We start from the raw sequence: 16,210 nt of genomic DNA, 5'->3' as shown, positions 1-16,210 counted from the left end.
AGCCCTTACTTGTCTGCTTCTCACCCAAATCGGGCACGCATCGATGGCCCTGCGGTGCGCCTCATAAATCGCACTGCGGGAAATATCTGTGCCGGCAACGGTCCTTTGCTTGGCAACCGCCAAGCACTCGACTACCGTTCGAGGTGATTTGTCCGCACGGGGGGTTGCAATGCAGGTTTTCAAGTTAGGCTTCGTGGCCGCAGTCATGGTGGGCGCACTTTCGGCGATGGCTCAGGCAGCCGAATGTACGAAGGTCGGGGCCATTGGCGATAACGTCACCCACGATCTGGCAGTTCTGTTCTCCACAAACGCACTTAAGAATACGATCGCCGGGCGAGGACTTATAGGGAAGGGGCCCGTGAAAACCACCTGCACCGGCTCGGGGATGATTGAGTGTCACTCCTCGCAGATAGCCTGCAAGGGCGGGACGCCCGCATCCTGCTTAGGCGCCTGGCTTTGCTTCTGAACTCGGAGTTAGACGTGGACTCGTGATGCTTTGGGCCACTTTTGGCCCGAAGCAGACCACTTAACCCCGCGCTCTCAATTTGCACCCAGCGCCTTCTACCTCCGCCACAAAAAAACTTATCCCCGCTCTCTCGCCTTCCCCGATAATCCCCTCACCCATCCGGCAAGGGCATCGCGCGAGGCGTCGCGCGGCGCTCGGATGGGGCAGCCTCACCCGCTCGCGGAACGCGCGCGATGCGGACAAGGCGGAAGGCAGGCCCGCACGGCATGAGAGAAACCGTGTGCGGACCATCCCGCTTCCTTAAGTGACCTGCCGGAACCCTGTTCTTTGGCTGTCACGGAGCGGACCGGTTCCGAAACGAACCTTGCGAAGACCCTACGCCGCGGAACCCGTCCGCTTCGTGCTTTTTTGGTTGGCGCAACCGACTCGCGTTCCGCGAGCCGGCCGGTTGCGCACACCTGGGGCTTCGTTCTTCGCGCTTCAGTCATCCTCGAAAGAAGCAACATTCCCGCGCCTTCCGGCCAGCTCGCCGGAGGCGAGTCGGAAGGCGCCAACAAAAGATGTCGGAACCGGCCGGGTGAGACCGTCTTAAGAAAACCAAGCGCTTGCGCAAAGTGAGACGTCGTCAGGGAGGATAAACGCATGACCAAGCCCAAGAACACGATTTGCGTCTGGTACGATAAGGACGCCGAAGCCGCCGCACACTTCTATGCCAAGACCTTCCCCGACAGCGCCGTCGGCGCCATCACTCGCGCGCCGGGCGACTACCCGTCCGGCAAGAAGGGCGACGTTCTTGTGGTCGAATTCACCGTCGCCGGCATCCCGTGCATGGGCCTCAACGGTGGCCCTGAGATAAAGCACAACATAGCTTTCTCGTTTCAGATCGCGACCGACGATCAGGAGGAAACCGACCGCTATTGGAATGCCATCGTCGGCAACGGCGGTAAGGAGAACGCGTGCGGGTGGTGCAGCGATAAATGGGGCGTCAACTGGCAGATCACGCCGCGCGTATTGACCGAGGCACTGGCAGTCGGCGGCGACGAAGCAAAGCGCGCCTTCGAAGCCATGATGACCATGCGGAAAATCGACGTCGCCGCGATTGAAAAGGCCCGCCGCGGCTGACATACCCCCCGCCCACGGCGGCCGGCGCGCGGAACGCGCGTCGCCGTGGGATTCGCGAATTAATACCCGCCGTTCTGAATATGGCGATGCCGGCCGCTCTGAATGTCAGGGCTGCTGCTCGTGCCCCATCTGCGCAGCATCGCGCGTTCGCGCGGCGACAAAGGCGATCCCGTTCGCGCCTTTGCGCGAGCCGCCTCGACACTGGAAATGGTATCCGCATGAACCATTGGAGCGAAGAACGATGCCAAGATCAACGCTGCGCCCGCAGCAGCTGCCCAATTCCGTTTCATCACTGAACTCCTCATCGCATATCCCGCTTGATAGCGTTGCCAACTCGAACGGCTCGCGACCGTTCCAACGAAACGGTCGGGCCGCCGGGCACAAAAAAGAAAAGCGGCGGACCAGAGGCCCGCCGCGCATATCGGTCGAATTCGATGCAATTAGTAACCGTACGGTCCGTAATATCCGCGCGGACCAACGTACACGCTGACGCCCGGACCATCATAGCCGTAGCTGTTGTCGTATCCACGATAGCCGCGCCAGGAATCGTCGTTGCCGCCGTAGCGGCGCAGCTGCTCGCGATCCTGGCGGTTCAAATATCTGCCCTGGCGCTCCTTCGCACGCGCACCTTCGACGCCGGCGATCGAGTCCGCCTGCGCCATAGGGGCAACGACTGCCACCATCAATGCGGCCGCTGCCGCAGCCGTCCAATTCCGTTTCGTCATTGCGCTCACTGTGTCTCTCCGACTGTTCGGTTAAGCAGGCGTTGACATGCCCGCGCATACTGTTGGGAACGCGATGCGCCCGCCCCTGTTCCGATCACCCGGGCGGCGGAAAGACACACCAGCGATGCGGAACGACTATCTCCCCGCATTTGCGCGAGAAATTACCGGCGGAGCAATCGCCATCCGGCTCGGAACCTCGCCGCCATTTCATTGAAAATGAGCGATCATCTGTCGTCGCACTATCTATATCCGCGCTCCGCGGCATGGCGACGGGCCCGGCGATACTCGAAATCACGGTCGCCGCCGCGCCAGGTCTCGTGCTGGCCACTGAACCGCTCCGCGGGGTAAAGGTACCGGTGCTGATACGCCTTAGCACGCGCGGCGCTTGCAGCCGTCTCCGCCTGCGCCGCCGGCGCAACAAACACGACGATTAACAGTGCACCCGCCAAAAGCTGCAAATTCCATCTCATCACTGAACTCCTTGTCGTATCTATCAGCCACGGCTAATCAGGCGGCTGAAATGCCTTCGCCAACCGTTCATGCAAGGCCATTTGGGCACTACTGGCAGAAAAGACAGACCTCAGGGGGAGAACAACGATGTCCGGATTAGCAAGCCGCTTCTTCGCATCCGCGCTGATTTACGCCGTGCTCGGCATGACGCTGGGCCTCGTGATGGGCATGACGGAAGACCATTCTCAAATGCCGACGCACGCGCACATTCTCGTCGTGGGCTGGGTCAGCTTCGCGCTATTCGGATTTTTCTATCATCTCTTCCCCGCCGCAGCTAAGAGCCGCCTCGCAGCCGCCCATTTCTGGCTGGCCGAGGCGAGCCTGCTGGTCATGCTAGCCGGCCTCGTCCAGATCTTCATGGGACGCACCGAAGCGGGTCAGCCTTTCGCTGCGGCAGGCTCCACCGGACTGTTGGCGTCGATGATCCTTTTCGCGATCGTCGCCTGGCCGTCCGTGCGCCGCGCCTAAGGCAAACTCATGAGCGTAACGCGCTATTTGGCGTTCTCTTTCGCCTTCAGGCTGTTGAGGTAAGTCACGATCGCGTTGACCTCATCCGCCTCGAAGGTGAATTCCGGCATGTCCGGATGCCCGGAGACGATCCCCTCGGCGAGCGATTCCTCGAGGTCCTCCACAGGATAGCGCTCGACGACGTCGCGGAACGGCGGCGCCTGCGGATGCGGGCTGGCACCCGTCAGTCCGAGCGCATGGCATCGCGCGCAATTCTTCTCGAGGATAGCCAGACCTTTTGCGGCAGCGTCATCATCATCCGGCGGCGCGGCGAAGCCCGGCGCCGCCGCGGCAAGCGTGCCGAGCGCCATCACGATGATCCGGATACAATTGCGAAGATTTCCCATGCCTGCCCCCTGTTTGCCCCTCTGTCAGGTTGCGTTGCGCTTTGTCGAGGTGACCCTAACCGCGTCGCGCCCGACACATATTGATCTTAGACAATCCAAATAAGACCACGCCGCATATCCAAGGCCGTTTCTGGCATCCCTCGCGTTTAAGATACCGTCGGAAGATGTCGTCTTAACCGGCGCTAAACCAAACCCCGATCGGATCGGCCGTCGACCGGGACAGCGTGCAGCATTCCGAGCTATCGTCACAAAAAACGGGTGTTTCATGCGCGTCATTTTCACCGTCCTCGCCATGCTCATCGCCTTGAATTGCACAGGCCCCGCGCTCGCCGACGAGAACCTCAACACGATCCTCGATCCCATCCGCACCAAATATCAGTTGCCGGCCCTCGCAGCAGCGGTGGTGAAGGATGGAAAGCTCGTCGCGGACGGCGCGGTCGGTGTCCGGGTTTCCGGCAGGGACGCGCCGGTGACGGTCGACGATCGCTTCCACCTCGGTTCCGAAACAAAGGCGATGACGGCGACGCTCGCGGGCATGCTGGTCGATGAAGGCAAGCTCCGCTGGGACTCAACCGTCAGCGAGGTGCTAGGCCCCGTCATCCCCGGTCTACGGCCGAAATTTGGCGCCATCACGCTGCGCGAGCTTCTCTCGCACACAGGCGGCGTGGCGGCTGACAACGAAGAGATCGGCAGGCTCTACTTCGACGCGGACGCGCACGACCACTCGCTCACCGATTGGCGCTTGCGAATGATCAAGGAGTGGGGCTCGAGGCACGATCCCAGCTTCGGAAATTCGGGCAAATTTCAGTACGCGAACCTCGGCTATGTCATCGCCGGCGCGATGATCGAGAAGGCTTCCGGCAAGCCTTGGGAGCGGCTGATGTTCGAGCGCATTTATAAGCCGCTCGACCTCAAGACCGCGGGCCTCGGCGCGCAAGCGACGTTCGGCGAATACGACGCTCCGGTCGGCCACCGCGTCGACGACAGGGGCAAGGTGACCCCATTTCCCTGGGGCCAACCGGCGGATCTTCCAAGTTCCCTCGGCCCCGCCGGGCTCGCGCACATGAGCATCAAGGATTTCGCGACCTGGGCCGGATGGAACGCAGGCGAAGGCAAGCGCGGACCGGCGCTCGTCAAGCCGGAGACACTGAAGCGCATCCATCAGCCGGTCGTTGACATGGAGATCAAGAACCCGAAGCCCGGCACACCGAAGACCGGATCCTACGCACTCGGCTGGGGTCTGTCCAAGTTCGACTGGTCAGATAAACCGCTGCTGACGCACAACGGCTCGAACGGCATGAACTTCGCGTCCGTCATTGTTGATGTCGATCGTGACTTGGCGATTGTTGTGGCGACAAATATCGCCGGTCCCAGAGCCGATCCCGCCACGCTGGAGGTGATGAAGACGCTCTATGCGAAATATACGCGAAGTATGTGAAGGACAGGGCGCGTGCTGAACGAAGATAACAGCCGAATGCGGACAAACGTCCCGATCTAAGATAGAAACGTCCCGCCGTTACGCATCGACGGGTCGCCTCGCAATATTCCTCAGCCATCTCGGACCCACGCCATGTTCCACCTCCCCTTCTGGCAGCGGCTTCTCATCACCGTCATTGCCATGCTGTTCGTGAGTTGGATTGCCGGCCGCGTGTGGCTCGCCATTCTCAACTTCCCGTTGCCGAGCTACATCGGAGGATTCGTCGGCGGCCTGACCGCTCTGCCGGTATGGGAATTCCTGAAGCGGATTAGACCACGCGAGGCCTAGCGGGCAGCCGGCAACAGTCGCGAGACGCGACATGGAACCGGACCGCCGCTTGTTAGCAAAATTTCTAATCCCGAAGCACCGAGCGGATCTGCTCTTCGTATTGCTTCACCGCCTCGAGAGCCCGCGTTTTCATCACAGGATCTGACCCCTCTTTCGAGGTGAAGCCCTCGATTGCCGCGCGCGCGTTGGACACGATCGTGGTGGCGGATGCCTGCGGGTTCATCTCGCGGCTGGCGATTTTCTGCAGGAGCTGCGTGAGGATGACGCCCGTGGCGAGCGACAGCCCCGAGAGCTCGGCGATCTCGCGCTTCAGGTCCGCGATTGCCGCGTTCGTATTGGTGTTGTCCGCCATGGCTATCAAGACTCCTTTTAGTGCCGGTTTCCGGGCGGTTGCTAATACGATTGGCTGCGAACGCGCAAGCGGAGTTGCAAAGCGCCGCAAAAACAATTTGAGGCCAGACGTCACATCGTTCAGTCAGGCCCGAAATTCGCCACCAATCTTTCCAAAAGTACCCATGCGGAAAACGGCATCAGCTATGGGGCGATATCAATGATCGAGCGAAAGCCGGGAAACATCGGCCGCACGCTTTCCATTCCACGCACCGCGACGATTGAAGGCGGCGTAGATTACCCTGGACCCGTCGTCATCGATGGGACCGTCCTCGGCGACGTTAATTGCCTCTCGCTCATTGTCACAGAACGCGGCGTGATCGAAGGAACGATCAAATCCGAGGAAGTGACCGTGATGGGCGAGGTTACGGGCGAGATTTTCGCAAACCTGCTGACGCTCAAGGCCGCCTGCTCGGTCAACGCTGACATCGTGCACAAGCGGCTATTGCTGGAAAACGGCTCGTTCTTTGAAGGCAAATCGCGCCGCCACACCGACCCGCTGCGATTGCTATAGCGCCCGCAGGCAGTCGGCTCGACCAAACCGGTCGGCACTTAAGCTCACTCCGACAAAAAAAGGCACTCACCTCCCGCCGCGAACTGGTGCATACAGTGCTTCGGGGCAGCGGCGCACCGTTCAAGCTTTGCGGGCTGATTCCTCTGCGAACCAAGGGGGATGGCCATGTTTTCACGTCGCCAGTTCTGCCGCAGCGGAGCTATCGCTGCGAGCCTGCTTACACTCGACCGGGCCTTTGCTGCGGGACAGTGCGAGGCGTTTACGAAAGCCCGCCAGGCGGCGATCACGCCCGATGAAGCCTTGGCGGGTCTGAAAGCTGGAAACCAACGCTTCGTCTCCGGGAAGACGCTGAATTGCAATCTCCTGAAGCAAGTACACGCCACGGCAACCGGGCAATACCCGGCGTCCATCGTGATCGGATGCATTGATTCCCGCGTTCCCCCTGAACTCGTGTTCGATCAGCGGATAGGCGACATTTTCAGCGCCCGCGTCGCTGGCAACGTCGTCAACGACGATATCATCGGCAGCTCGGAGTTCGCGACCAAGCTCGCAGGCGCCAAACTGATTGTCGTGCTCGGCCACAGCGAATGCGGCGCCGTTAAAGGCGCGATCGACGGCGCCAAACTTGGCATGTTGACGGAGCTGCTGGCAAAGATCGCCCCCGCCGTTGATGCCAACAAGGATGCGCCGGGAGAACACACGGCGAAGAACGATGATTTCGTCCAGCGCGTGGCCATCTCGAATGCCAAACTCGGCGCCGAGAATCTCACGAAAAAGGGCAGCGTCCTCGCCGATCTCGTCTCCGCAAACGAGCTGAAAATCGTCTCCGCGATGCATGACATCGCAAGCGGCCGCGTCACATTTCTCGACTGAGGCCGGCGACTGAGCCAGCCGTCGCGCCGGGGAGTCGGCCGCTTCACACCCAACCTGTGAGCCGGCGGGTCCACAGCCAGGGCGTTTCGCGACCGACACCGCGACGCGGAAGCCAGTGAGCCGGACTTGAGCACGTGTGCGGCGCGGGAATCTGTTCCCCAGGTAACAGCGCGACCTCGCCCCCGACCCGTTGCTGACGTAATCTCTTGGACGACACGAACCCGCGAGAGGTGTTTCGATCATGCCAACAGTTCTCGTCACCGGAACGTCGTCCGGCTTCGGTCTGGTGACGGTTGTCGAGCTTGCAAAACGCGGTTGGGACGTTGTCGCCACCATGCGCGACCTCGCAAAACGCAACGAGCTCGACCGTGCGTTGGCTGCCGCGGGAGCGGGCTCTAACGTCCGGATCGAACAGCTCGACGTAACCGATCCGCAGTCTATCGACCGCGCGGTCACGAGCCTCGGCCTCCCTGATCACCCTCTCGATGCCGTCGTCCATAACGCCGGCGTCGCTGTCGGCGGCGTGTTCGAGGATCTGGACGAACGACACGTGCGCCATGTGATGGAGGTGAATTTTTTTGGCGTGCTGGCGCTAACGAAGCGCTTGCTACCGGCGTTCCGCGCTCAGCGGCACGGGCGGATCGTCATCATCTCGAGCGAGGCCGCATTCTCTGGCCAGCCAGCCACATCACCATACGCCGCATCCAAATGGGCGATCGAAGGATGGGCGGAGTCCCTCGCCTACGAGGTCGAGCACTTCAATATCGATATTATATTGATCGAGCCTGGAGCGTACAAAACGAGCATCTGGGAAAGTTCGCCGCGCGTCTTCCCAAAGACGAGCCCCTACCTTCCCATGCTGCAGCATCTCGAGGTTGTGGTAGACGCGTATGTTGCAAAATCTGCCCGGGACCCGACAGAGGTCGCCAAAGCCGTCGCCAATGCTCTGGAGACCAAGCGGCCCAGGTTTCGCTATCCGGTCGGGCCGACGGCGAAATTCATGCACTTCGCGCGTGGCAAATTGCCGAGCACGCTCGTGCGTAAAATCTTCAATCGGTTTTTTTCTTTGAATAAGGTCCGCTGGTGATCAGGGCACAGCAATCCGCCGCCCGCTGACAGCAGGCGGCGGTCGTCGGATATATTCGAACCGGCTCACTATTGGTGTTCGCGCTTGTAAAGCTCGATGTCGGCCTGCGTGACCTCGCTCGACTTGCCGAGCGCATGAATGCAACTCTCCGTCAGCATTTTGCGATGTTCGCGCATGCACTGCCTCGCGGCTTCCGAGCCGACCTTGTGCTGGCTGCAATAGGCTGCGTAGTCGGAACTGCACGCATCCTTGACAGCTTGGCTCACCGCGAAAGCACTACCGGACGACAAAACAAGCGTCACCGCCGCAAAAATTGCGAGCCTCTGCATCTTCGATCTTCCTTCAAAACTATTCCCCAGAGGCAACGCAAATGACGTGACGTTGTTCCGCGGTCAATAGCGACAAACAGAAACGCAACATGGCAAGAGAGATGTGAAGAAAATCGCACGCGTCATGCGCATGTCAGAAATCGACTGATGCATGAAGAATGCGCATATGCATGCATTGAAGTTTAGCAAGACGCCGCGAAGGCAGCACAAGCCGGTTAGCTATCTCGCATCGTAGTTAGGCAGTTCCTTCGAATTCAATTCGATGCAAAGGGCGGCCTGGACTTATCGGCGCAAGGAGAATTTCACTTCGAACGAAGTTTGCGATCCGGCATCTCGACGATATCTGCGCTCGGCAGACGTGGCGCAACCTGATTGCGCCCGTTGCGCTTCGCCGCGTATAGCGCGGTGTCCGCAGCGGCAATGATAACGCCCACTCGGATGTCGCGGCTCACAACGGCGGACGCGGCGCCCATGCTGACCGTCACGACTTCGCCCAATGGCAGCGCAGGATGTGGAATTGCGGCGTCTTCGATCGCGCGCCTGATGCGCTCCGAAATTCTGACGGCGGTTGCAAGATCTATCCCGCGCAGAACGAGAATGAATTCTTCCCCGCCGAACCGGAACGCCGCATCGACGTAATCGCGAAGCTCACTCTGAATGATGCCGGCGACGCGCTTCAGGCATACATCGCCAGCCTGATGACCTGCGGTGTCGTTGAATGACTTGAAGCGGTCGATATCGAGCAGCACGATGGCGAGTTCCTGCCCGGCAGCCTTGCTCTGGTTGCAAGCCTCGATCACTTCGTCGAGCGAGCGGCGGTTGAGAAGACCGGTCAACGGATCGCGACGGGTCTCGAGGTCGAGATCGCGGCGCTGCAGACGTCCGCGCAGAGACAGCAGAAAGTTCATCCGCATCTCACGTTCGAGCACGTACGAGGCGAAGATCGACAGAACGACGGCACAGCCGAAAACGGCATTCGACGATATCTGATATTCCAGGGGATAGGCGGGAAGCATCGCCAAGGCGGCGGCGTGGATTGCAAAACACCCGAGACACGCCGCGACCGCGTACCAAAAGCGGACCCTCTCAACCATCGTCACGAAAAGCAGGATCAGGATGATGACTTGGTGCTGGGCATCGTGGTGCTGACCGTGCGTGACTTGCATCAAATAGAAGTTGCTCCCCGCTCCAAGGATGACGGAGCCTCCCACCACGAGCAATTCGCGCACGGCAACGGGGGGATTGAAGTAGAGAGCTGCGATTATGAGCAATGCGATCGGCGTAACGACCCCGAGACGCATCCACACCGCTATTTCAAAAGTATCCGGCGCCGTCAGCCGGTCCGATATCAAAAACAGATTGTAGAGTACGATGCCGAATAAGCCGCCGATCGCGAGTTTCCGGCACCGCTCGGCAGCGCCTTCGCGTTCGAATGCGGCCTCGAGCCGCCGGGGGAACATCAATAACGGGAAGCCAGAGTCGATCGTCCGCTCGACGATCGTCGAGTCGATACCGGCAGGGATAGATTCACCCGTCACTCGGTCCACCACACGCAAAACTCTGCCCGGTTCATCATCATGAGCAAAACCGACGTTAAAACCGGCGCATTAATAGGAGGTACACAGATGAGCTAAGCCTGGAAGCATACGAGCGCCCGGCGCTCTCATTTTAGAAATATCGGAACTTAGCTGAAGCCGGTTCAGAATTGGGCTCGCCGACGGCCCCAAAAACTTATGATGTTTTTCAATATGTTGAGAAAAACCCCAACGTCGCGTTCCGCTCCGACCGCCGCGGCCGCTTCCACTTATAGCTGTTCAGATTACATCGGCGTAACCGCAGGGTATTTTTGGAATAATGCTTGCGCGAAGCTTAAGGCCCTGAGCGAGCCACAGCTTCATCAACCCGGGTGTTGGTGGATTGCTGCCGCCGCCCTGCCGGCTTGACCATCAAAAGTAGAAGACCCGCTACCAGGATCATTCCGCTCGCATACTGAAACGTTGCGCTGAACGGAACCTGCTGCTCCTTCAACCGACCCCCGACATATGTCATGACACCACCCGCTGTCGTCCCGGCGAAATTGAGAAGCCCGTATGCCGTGGCTCGAAAGCGAAAATCGACGACCGTGCACGCGGCCGGCATCAGATTCGCATCGAGAAACCCTTGCGACATGCCCGCGACGACGATGCAGCCGAGAATGACAGGAACATATTCAACGGCTCCCATGAGAAAGAGACACGGCGCCGCAATGATAAATCCGATGGCCGGGACAAGCGCGCGTGCCCGCACGTTCCAGCCCGCCCACCAGTCGGAAAGATTGCTCGCAATCAGCATTCCGAAGAACGCCGCGCCGTTGAACGTCATCGGACCATAAACGCCCGCCCACGCCGGATCGACACCGAGTTCCGCGCGGAAGAATTCTGCAAGCCAATTCCGTACCGGCCAATAGGCGGCGCCATCGAGCACGTTCATCGCGAGGAGCAGCAGAAAACCCGGCGTCGACAGCAGCGTCGAGAACGCGGCGCCGCCCTTCGAAGGAACGTCCACATCCTCAGGCGCCGCCGACTGCATGCCGTCGGACGAAGCCGGGAAAATGATCGTCAGCAAAAGCGCGTACGCGACGCCGATGGCTCCGATAACGAGAAAGACCGCGCGCCAGCCGAACGCTTCCGCCATGAAGCCGCCGAGGCCCCCGAGCACCGATCCAGCGTAAACCCCGCTGAGATGCAAACCCGTTGCCCGGCTACGTGTCGGTCCGCGGTGATATTCGACGATCAACGCCACGGCGGCAGGCATGTAGAAGGCTTCGCTGACCCCAAGCGTCGCGCGCGCAAGAAGCATGCCTTCGAATGAACTGACGAGCCCGCTCGCAACCGTGGCGACCGACCAGACAACGAGACTGGTCAAAATGACGGGCTTCTTACCGACACGGTCGGCAACGTAGCCCGCGACGGGAGAAAAGATTCCGTAGACCCAAAGAAAGACGGAGGACAACAGGCCGAATTTCTCGTCACCCAGGCGAAGATCGGCCTTGATCGGACCGGGCATCGTCACAACGAGCTGCCGGTCGAGATAATTGAGCAGCGCGACAGCCCACAGCATGCCGACAATCGCCCACGCTACGCGGCTTGCTTTTGCTGTCATTCCCCACGCCCAAGACCCCTGAGCGACTTACGCCGAAGCCGCCCTTACCGCAACCGGTAGCAGTTATGAAACACGCGGGGGGATCGCGTGACGTCGTAGCCGGCGAGGCATTGGACGAGATAATTTTCGTTGGGCTTCTTGAACAGAATGAAGGTCGACCGGTTGTCGAAATTGCTGGCGTAGCCCGCGATCTCCCAGCCCGACTTCAGGAGCTCTTCAATTGATCCGGCGGATTCTTCCGAGATGGCATCGGCGTAGGCCGCAGTAGCAGACACGACCGGCGCGATCAGAATTCCCGCAATCAATGCGGCGCACGTCATCCGAGCAAACATTGAACATCCTCCCGGCCAAGTCAGCCGTCGGAAGCAAATACCGGGGGGAGCCCCGGGCTCCGGCCACCCAAGGGTAGCATATTGAGGCCAAGCAATCCCGCGACCGCGATTTGCCATGGGATCAATAAGACCGCGCCGCTGTCATATGTATTCGTCATCGGCAACAACAAGCCGAGAACAGCACCAGCAGCGACAACGCTGACGCAAGCGAGCTTGGTTCTTAGCGAAGGCACGTGAAAAGCCGCTCCGGTCCAAGTTATCCCGGCGCCGACAGCACCAGCGACGAAGCCCGCAACGTAGGACTTCAGCGCACTGGGCCCTGTTGCCTCGAACAACGGCCCATCGATCTGGATCGCGACGTTGACCGCCGCTTCCCACGCAATCCACGTTGTCAGGACGGCAGTGAGCGCGCCGGCGACGGATGCCACGCTGCTGGAAATCTGGCCAAAGCCCCAGACGCCAAAACCCACGACCAGGCCGAACCACAGTCCGGTGAGAACGAGGTAGATGGCCGGGTGCGGAGCCGCGCCGTAATTGCCGCCGATCAGCGTGCTGCCGGCCAGCCCGGACAACAATCCGAGAACAGATAGAATGAAGGCGGGATGGCGAAGACGCGCTGACATGCAGAGCACTCGCGACGATGAGAACGGATCGGATTAAACCGGGCCACAATGGCTGGAGCATGGTCGAGAGAAGGCGGACGCCGTTTATTCAGCGCACTTGGTAACCTGGGAACAACCTTAATCGACTAGACGTTAGTCGACTGCACTCATTCATCTTACCCACCGCAGTCAGCACACCGGGAGAAGACCAATGAAAGTCGCCGCTCTTGGAATATGCATTGCCGCGTTGATGCTTGGAGCCTGCCGTCGCGAGGCGCCGGAATACACACCGATGAAGCTCGGTGGACCAGCATCGGTTTCTCAAGACGCTCCGCAGCGCTAATCGCATTTTGAAATCGCATAATGCAGCGCCGGCGCCACGCGTTCAGCGTATCGTCGACGCTGCTTCACTTTGACTATTGAGACCAAGCCTGAGTCGAACTTACCCTTGTCTCAACGTCTGAAGAAACTTTTCGAGGTCACGCACAAGTTGGATCGACGGCGGATCATTCGCTGCATCGATGAACGATTTGGAGCGATCATGACGGAAAAGACCGACGCTATCTTCCTCCTTGCTCTCCTCATCTTGACGATTGTCGGCTTGGCCGTTTCGTCGGCCACGCACGCAGCGGACACAAGCTTCCCGACCGAATATCCTCGCTGATCAAATCTTATTGCATCGCATGACTGGACGCACGAGCGGTGCTCCGCGCTTCGGCGTCAAACCGCACGACGAATGAACGATCTCAGTCGTAAATATAGGTGACCATGAACGTGCGGTCGGCGAGATTGGAACCGGCAGGCGGTATCGGATAGCTCGTCTGCTTGGCGGCAAACACAACGTCCTGACTGAGCGACGGATCCTTCGCGCCGGACAGCAGCTTCACCTCAACTACGTTCCCGCTTTCCGAAAGCAAAATCCGGACCGTCACGCGGCCGAGCGCCCCCGTGAGCTGCGGCATCGTCTGTTGCAACGCGCGGATAACCGCCCGGGCAAACGCATCATTGAGGCCCGATCGCGTGATGCCGGGCGGCCGCTGGAATGCGGCTCCGCCCCCGCCGCCGAATGACGGCGCCATCGGTGTCGAAAGATCGAGAGCCGCCAGGTTCTTCTTTTGCGGCTTCGCGGGCGGCTTGGACGCCGACTTGCTGGGTGTCGGCTTTTTGGCTTCTGGCTTGGTTTCGGGCTTAGCCTCCGGCTTCGGCGTCGGCTTATCGCTGCTCTGCATCTTCGAAGGATCTTCCGTCTCCAGCGAGAAGAGCTCCGGAGGGATGCTTTCCGGACTGACTTCTTCCGGCTTGGCCGCGGCCTCCTGAGTGGGCTTCACCGGATCAGGCTCCGCTACTTCCTCCGGCATATCCGGAGGCGTTTCCGGCTGCGGCTTCTCCTGCTGTTGCGGCGGAGGGGGAGGCTGCTCAGGCTGGGGCTGTTGCTTGGCTTCTTCCGGCTTCGGAGTTGGAACCGGCTGCGGCGGCGGCTGAGCTTCCTGCGTGGGCGCCTGCGGACCGGGAGGCGGCGTCACCGGCTCGTCAGCCATCGCGCGGCTCTTGAGATCGGCTTCCGTAACCAGCGAAACGCTGATCGCATCGTCGGCGCCTTTTTCGCTGCCCAGACGCTTGGCGTGGCCATTGTTGGCGGCGCTTATGAAAAACGAAGCGTGTAAGAGCGCAGCGCATGCGAGCGCGATGTAGAAATTTCTCTCGCGATTCGACGCGCCCGTGCCCCAGCGCGCGAAGCCCGCAACAGAAAGACCAGCCGTTTGCGCCACATCCTCGGCAGTCATGTTTCTAAGTTTGATCCCAACGGTAGCAAATTACTCTTCTTGCCCCGGCCCGAACCAGGAATGATAATTGATCGGCGGAAAAACGCCGAGATGGCATATCCGCGAATATCTTTGATGCGCCCCGAGGTCGCGGGAAAAACCGTTCCATCCAAACTAGGCGATTCGCTGGACCCGATGATCGACGTTCCTTACATCGAGAAAACGGCACGGGCCTCGCACGATGCCCCGTAAAAGCGCAACCGCCAGTACCCGCGCCAGTATCCGCGCCGGTATCGGCGGATGGACGTTCGAACCGTGGCGCGGCGTATTCTACCCCGATGGCCTTCCCCATTCAAAAGAGCTGCCATACGCCAGCCACCATCTCGCCACGATTGAGGTCAACGGCACCTACTACCGCACACAAAAACCGGCGACGTTCGCAAGCTGGGCCAAGGAAAGTCCCGATAATTTTGTCTTTTCCTTGAAAGGGCCCCGCTACACGACGAACCGCCGCGTCTTGGCGGAGGCGGGGGATTCGATCTTGCGTTTCATCGATTCCGGCATAACCGAACTTGGAACGAAGCTCGGGCCCCTGCTCTGGCAATTCGCACCGACAAAAAAGTTCGACGAAGCAGACTTCGGTGCCTTCCTCGATCTCTTGCCCGCGAAGATCGGCGGGCTCAATTTGAGACATGCCGTGGAACCGCGCCATCCCTCATTCTGCACGCCCGAATTCATAGAACTCGCGCGGAAGAAATCAGTCGCCATCGTCTTCGCCGATCACGCGACTTACCCCGCGATCGCCGACGTCACGGCCGATTTTGTTTACGCGCGGCTGCAGAAAGGCAATGACACGATCCCGACGGCATACAAGCCGAAGGCGCTCGCCGAGTGGGCCGAACGCGCGAAGGTGTGGGCATCCGGCAGCGTACCGCAAGATATTCCGGTGATCGATCCGAAGAACAAGCCCCCGCAGAAACCGCGCGACGTCTTCGTCTACTTCATTCACGAAGGCAAAGTCCGCGCCCCGGCCGCCGCCATGGCCTTTCAAGAGCTGGTCTCGCCCGCAGGCAAAGTAGGAAAGCCTCGGGCCTGATCCTGATGGTCGCTTACTTGGCTCTCTGGATCCGCGCGACAAGGAAAGTTCGCCGGCACGAACACGAGGACACGCACACGTAAGCGGGAAGAAATGCCCCCGGGCTTTACTTCTTACCCGTCGCTTCGGTTCCACCGGCGCTGCCGTCGCCAGCCTCGTCGAGATTGAGGCACACGGAGTTGATGCAATAACGCTTGCCGCTCTCGGTCGGGCCATCGTCAAAAACGTGGCCGAGATGCGAGCCGCAACGCGCACATGTAATCTCGGTGCGAACCATGCCGTGCGTGGTGTCGGTATGATATTCGACCGCGCCGGGAATCGCCTCGTCGAACGACGGCCAACCCGTGCCTGAGTCGAATTTCGCGTCCGACGAGAACAGCGGGTTGCCGCACGCCGCGCACGTAAACGTGCCGTCGCTGTCGACTTCCAGATACTCGCCTGTGAATGGCGGCTCGGTACCCTTTTCACGCAGCACCCGATACTGCTCGGGCGACAATCGCTTCCGCCACTCAGACTCGTCCATCGGCATCGTTTTCTTGTCCATGCGTCCTATATCGTCCAACCACTGTTGACCTTCAAGTGCATACGCTTGGACGTTGGCCGCCGTTACCGGCGGGCTCGCCAATCCGGGCGGCGAACGT

Annotated in this window: 22 protein-coding genes; 10 read left to right on the top strand and 12 right to left on the bottom strand. The window is 60.1% G+C overall.

What is annotated here, in order from left to right:
• Positions 1 to 1,108: 1,108 nt before the first annotated feature.
• Positions 1,109 to 1,588, top strand: a complete 480-nt coding sequence (locus tag AACL53_RS05390; RefSeq protein ID WP_339083251.1) for a VOC family protein — start codon at positions 1,109 to 1,111, stop codon at positions 1,586 to 1,588.
• 59 nt (positions 1,589 to 1,647) lie between these two features.
• Here the strand turns inward: AACL53_RS05390 and AACL53_RS05385 are convergent, their stop codons facing one another.
• The 3 genes from AACL53_RS05385 to AACL53_RS05375 all read right to left on the bottom strand — a co-directional run bounded on the left by AACL53_RS05385 (position 1,648) and on the right by AACL53_RS05375 (position 2,783).
• The gene (locus AACL53_RS05385; RefSeq protein ID WP_339083249.1) at positions 1,648 to 1,878 is read right to left on the bottom strand and encodes a hypothetical protein; all 231 of its coding nucleotides are present in this window, start codon (positions 1,876 to 1,878) and stop codon (positions 1,648 to 1,650) included.
• 150 nt (positions 1,879 to 2,028) lie between these two features.
• Positions 2,029 to 2,313, bottom strand: coding sequence for a hypothetical protein (locus AACL53_RS05380; protein ID WP_339086888.1), 285 nt, complete (start codon positions 2,311 to 2,313; stop codon positions 2,029 to 2,031).
• A 239-nt stretch (positions 2,314 to 2,552) separates the two neighbouring features.
• Positions 2,553 to 2,783 carry a hypothetical protein gene (locus AACL53_RS05375; protein ID WP_339083248.1) on the bottom strand — a complete coding sequence of 77 codons (231 nt, stop codon included), beginning with the start codon at positions 2,781 to 2,783 and terminating at the stop codon, positions 2,553 to 2,555.
• Between the two features lie 127 nt (positions 2,784 to 2,910).
• Here AACL53_RS05375 and AACL53_RS05370 point away from each other — a divergent pair, with 127 nt between their 5' ends.
• Positions 2,911 to 3,291, top strand: a complete 381-nt coding sequence (locus AACL53_RS05370) for a hypothetical protein (RefSeq protein WP_339083246.1) — start codon at positions 2,911 to 2,913, stop codon at positions 3,289 to 3,291.
• Between the two features lie 23 nt (positions 3,292 to 3,314).
• On the opposite strand, the gene AACL53_RS05365 is transcribed toward AACL53_RS05370, so the two are convergent.
• On the bottom strand, positions 3,315 to 3,641 hold the full coding sequence (locus AACL53_RS05365) for a cytochrome c (protein ID WP_339083244.1): 327 nt from the start codon (positions 3,639 to 3,641) through the stop codon (positions 3,315 to 3,317).
• 301 nt (positions 3,642 to 3,942) lie between these two features.
• On the opposite strand from AACL53_RS05365, the gene AACL53_RS05360 reads away from it, so the two are divergent.
• Together AACL53_RS05360 and AACL53_RS05355 are read left to right on the top strand one after the other, a co-directional pair.
• The gene (locus AACL53_RS05360) at positions 3,943 to 5,115 is read left to right on the top strand and encodes a serine hydrolase (protein WP_339083242.1); all 1,173 of its coding nucleotides are present in this window, start codon (positions 3,943 to 3,945) and stop codon (positions 5,113 to 5,115) included.
• 132 nt (positions 5,116 to 5,247) lie between these two features.
• Positions 5,248 to 5,442: a hypothetical protein gene (locus tag AACL53_RS05355; protein ID WP_339083240.1), complete on the top strand. Its 195-nt coding sequence runs from the start codon at positions 5,248 to 5,250 to the stop codon at positions 5,440 to 5,442.
• A 64-nt stretch (positions 5,443 to 5,506) separates the two neighbouring features.
• Here AACL53_RS05355 and AACL53_RS05350 read toward each other — a convergent pair whose 3' ends face one another.
• On the bottom strand, positions 5,507 to 5,794 hold the full coding sequence (locus AACL53_RS05350; RefSeq protein WP_339083238.1) for a hypothetical protein: 288 nt from the start codon (positions 5,792 to 5,794) through the stop codon (positions 5,507 to 5,509).
• Positions 5,795 to 5,992: 198 nt separating this feature from the next.
• Between AACL53_RS05350 and AACL53_RS05345 the strand changes: the two genes are divergently transcribed.
• The 3 genes from AACL53_RS05345 (at position 5,993) to AACL53_RS05335 (ending at position 8,306) form a co-directional block, all read left to right on the top strand.
• Positions 5,993 to 6,346 carry a polymer-forming cytoskeletal protein gene (locus tag AACL53_RS05345; protein ID WP_339083236.1) on the top strand — a complete coding sequence of 118 codons (354 nt, stop codon included), beginning with the start codon at positions 5,993 to 5,995 and terminating at the stop codon, positions 6,344 to 6,346.
• A gap of 165 nt (positions 6,347 to 6,511) precedes the next feature.
• Positions 6,512 to 7,219, top strand: coding sequence for a carbonic anhydrase family protein (locus AACL53_RS05340; RefSeq protein WP_339083233.1), 708 nt, complete (start codon positions 6,512 to 6,514; stop codon positions 7,217 to 7,219).
• 241 nt (positions 7,220 to 7,460) lie between these two features.
• Positions 7,461 to 8,306 (top strand): SDR family NAD(P)-dependent oxidoreductase, encoded by an 846-nt coding sequence (locus tag AACL53_RS05335; RefSeq protein WP_339083231.1) that lies wholly within the window; start codon positions 7,461 to 7,463, stop codon positions 8,304 to 8,306.
• Between the two features lie 68 nt (positions 8,307 to 8,374).
• On the opposite strand, the gene AACL53_RS05330 is transcribed toward AACL53_RS05335, so the two are convergent.
• The 5 genes from AACL53_RS05330 to AACL53_RS05310 form a co-directional block, all read right to left on the bottom strand.
• Complete coding sequence (locus AACL53_RS05330) at positions 8,375 to 8,635, bottom strand: hypothetical protein (protein ID WP_339083229.1); 261 nt, start codon at positions 8,633 to 8,635, stop codon at positions 8,375 to 8,377.
• A 302-nt stretch (positions 8,636 to 8,937) separates the two neighbouring features.
• Positions 8,938 to 10,173 (bottom strand): diguanylate cyclase, encoded by a 1,236-nt coding sequence (locus tag AACL53_RS05325; RefSeq protein ID WP_339083227.1) that lies wholly within the window; start codon positions 10,171 to 10,173, stop codon positions 8,938 to 8,940.
• A gap of 331 nt (positions 10,174 to 10,504) precedes the next feature.
• Positions 10,505 to 11,776: an MFS transporter gene (locus AACL53_RS05320; RefSeq protein ID WP_339083225.1), complete on the bottom strand. Its 1,272-nt coding sequence runs from the start codon at positions 11,774 to 11,776 to the stop codon at positions 10,505 to 10,507.
• A gap of 44 nt (positions 11,777 to 11,820) precedes the next feature.
• Positions 11,821 to 12,108 (bottom strand): hypothetical protein, encoded by a 288-nt coding sequence (locus tag AACL53_RS05315; RefSeq protein ID WP_339083223.1) that lies wholly within the window; start codon positions 12,106 to 12,108, stop codon positions 11,821 to 11,823.
• Positions 12,109 to 12,128: 20 nt separating this feature from the next.
• Positions 12,129 to 12,731 carry a hypothetical protein gene (locus AACL53_RS05310; protein WP_339083221.1) on the bottom strand — a complete coding sequence of 201 codons (603 nt, stop codon included), beginning with the start codon at positions 12,729 to 12,731 and terminating at the stop codon, positions 12,129 to 12,131.
• A gap of 190 nt (positions 12,732 to 12,921) precedes the next feature.
• On the opposite strand from AACL53_RS05310, the gene AACL53_RS05305 reads away from it, so the two are divergent.
• Together AACL53_RS05305 and AACL53_RS05300 are read left to right on the top strand one after the other, a co-directional pair.
• Positions 12,922 to 13,053 carry a hypothetical protein gene (locus tag AACL53_RS05305; protein ID WP_339083219.1) on the top strand — a complete coding sequence of 44 codons (132 nt, stop codon included), beginning with the start codon at positions 12,922 to 12,924 and terminating at the stop codon, positions 13,051 to 13,053.
• 198 nt (positions 13,054 to 13,251) lie between these two features.
• Positions 13,252 to 13,374, top strand: coding sequence for a hypothetical protein (locus tag AACL53_RS05300; protein ID WP_339083217.1), 123 nt, complete (start codon positions 13,252 to 13,254; stop codon positions 13,372 to 13,374).
• 82 nt (positions 13,375 to 13,456) lie between these two features.
• Here the strand turns inward: AACL53_RS05300 and AACL53_RS05295 are convergent, their stop codons facing one another.
• Positions 13,457 to 14,494 carry an energy transducer TonB gene (locus AACL53_RS05295; protein WP_339083216.1) on the bottom strand — a complete coding sequence of 346 codons (1,038 nt, stop codon included), beginning with the start codon at positions 14,492 to 14,494 and terminating at the stop codon, positions 13,457 to 13,459.
• Positions 14,495 to 14,714: 220 nt separating this feature from the next.
• Here AACL53_RS05295 and AACL53_RS05290 point away from each other — a divergent pair, with 220 nt between their 5' ends.
• Complete coding sequence (locus AACL53_RS05290) at positions 14,715 to 15,569, top strand: DUF72 domain-containing protein (RefSeq protein WP_339083214.1); 855 nt, start codon at positions 14,715 to 14,717, stop codon at positions 15,567 to 15,569.
• 106 nt (positions 15,570 to 15,675) lie between these two features.
• On the opposite strand, the gene msrB is transcribed toward AACL53_RS05290, so the two are convergent.
• A complete protein-coding gene (msrB, locus tag AACL53_RS05285; RefSeq protein ID WP_339083212.1) occupies positions 15,676 to 16,113 on the bottom strand; it encodes a peptide-methionine (R)-S-oxide reductase MsrB in 438 nt (145 codons plus the stop codon).
• Positions 16,114 to 16,210 lie beyond the last annotated feature (97 nt).

Origin of the sequence: Hyphomicrobium sp. ghe19, from assembly GCF_902712875.1 — a bacterium.
Classification (GTDB): Bacteria; Pseudomonadota; Alphaproteobacteria; order Rhizobiales; family Hyphomicrobiaceae; genus Hyphomicrobium_B.
The sequence above is the reverse complement of the archived record's forward strand: the minus strand, read 5'-3'. Positions and strand labels throughout refer to the sequence as shown.

What these genes read in the sequence shown, in the direction of transcription:
- AACL53_RS05390 (WP_339083251.1), top strand. Translation starts at nt 1,109, where the DNA reads ATGACCAAGCCCAAGAACACGATTTGCGTCTGGTACGATAAGGACGCC.
- AACL53_RS05385 (WP_339083249.1), bottom strand. Translation starts at nt 1,878, where the DNA reads ATGAAACGGAATTGGGCAGCTGCTGCGGGCGCAGCGTTGATCTTGGCA.
- AACL53_RS05380 (WP_339086888.1), bottom strand. Translation starts at nt 2,313, where the DNA reads ATGACGAAACGGAATTGGACGGCTGCGGCAGCGGCCGCATTGATGGTG.
- AACL53_RS05375 (WP_339083248.1), bottom strand. Translation starts at nt 2,783, where the DNA reads ATGAGATGGAATTTGCAGCTTTTGGCGGGTGCACTGTTAATCGTCGTG.
- AACL53_RS05370 (WP_339083246.1), top strand. Translation starts at nt 2,911, where the DNA reads ATGTCCGGATTAGCAAGCCGCTTCTTCGCATCCGCGCTGATTTACGCC.
- AACL53_RS05365 (WP_339083244.1), bottom strand. Translation starts at nt 3,641, where the DNA reads ATGGCGCTCGGCACGCTTGCCGCGGCGGCGCCGGGCTTCGCCGCGCCG.
- AACL53_RS05360 (WP_339083242.1), top strand. Translation starts at nt 3,943, where the DNA reads ATGCGCGTCATTTTCACCGTCCTCGCCATGCTCATCGCCTTGAATTGC.
- AACL53_RS05355 (WP_339083240.1), top strand. Translation starts at nt 5,248, where the DNA reads ATGTTCCACCTCCCCTTCTGGCAGCGGCTTCTCATCACCGTCATTGCC.
- AACL53_RS05350 (WP_339083238.1), bottom strand. Translation starts at nt 5,794, where the DNA reads ATGGCGGACAACACCAATACGAACGCGGCAATCGCGGACCTGAAGCGC.
- AACL53_RS05345 (WP_339083236.1), top strand. Translation starts at nt 5,993, where the DNA reads ATGATCGAGCGAAAGCCGGGAAACATCGGCCGCACGCTTTCCATTCCA.
- AACL53_RS05340 (WP_339083233.1), top strand. Translation starts at nt 6,512, where the DNA reads ATGTTTTCACGTCGCCAGTTCTGCCGCAGCGGAGCTATCGCTGCGAGC.
- AACL53_RS05335 (WP_339083231.1), top strand. Translation starts at nt 7,461, where the DNA reads ATGCCAACAGTTCTCGTCACCGGAACGTCGTCCGGCTTCGGTCTGGTG.
- AACL53_RS05330 (WP_339083229.1), bottom strand. Translation starts at nt 8,635, where the DNA reads ATGCAGAGGCTCGCAATTTTTGCGGCGGTGACGCTTGTTTTGTCGTCC.
- AACL53_RS05320 (WP_339083225.1), bottom strand. Translation starts at nt 11,776, where the DNA reads ATGACAGCAAAAGCAAGCCGCGTAGCGTGGGCGATTGTCGGCATGCTG.
- AACL53_RS05315 (WP_339083223.1), bottom strand. Translation starts at nt 12,108, where the DNA reads ATGTTTGCTCGGATGACGTGCGCCGCATTGATTGCGGGAATTCTGATC.
- AACL53_RS05310 (WP_339083221.1), bottom strand. Translation starts at nt 12,731, where the DNA reads ATGTCAGCGCGTCTTCGCCATCCCGCCTTCATTCTATCTGTTCTCGGA.
- AACL53_RS05305 (WP_339083219.1), top strand. Translation starts at nt 12,922, where the DNA reads ATGAAAGTCGCCGCTCTTGGAATATGCATTGCCGCGTTGATGCTTGGA.
- AACL53_RS05300 (WP_339083217.1), top strand. Translation starts at nt 13,252, where the DNA reads ATGACGGAAAAGACCGACGCTATCTTCCTCCTTGCTCTCCTCATCTTG.
- AACL53_RS05295 (WP_339083216.1), bottom strand. Translation starts at nt 14,494, where the DNA reads ATGACTGCCGAGGATGTGGCGCAAACGGCTGGTCTTTCTGTTGCGGGC.
- AACL53_RS05290 (WP_339083214.1), top strand. Translation starts at nt 14,715, where the DNA reads ATGCCCCGTAAAAGCGCAACCGCCAGTACCCGCGCCAGTATCCGCGCC.
- msrB (WP_339083212.1), bottom strand. Translation starts at nt 16,113, where the DNA reads ATGGACAAGAAAACGATGCCGATGGACGAGTCTGAGTGGCGGAAGCGA.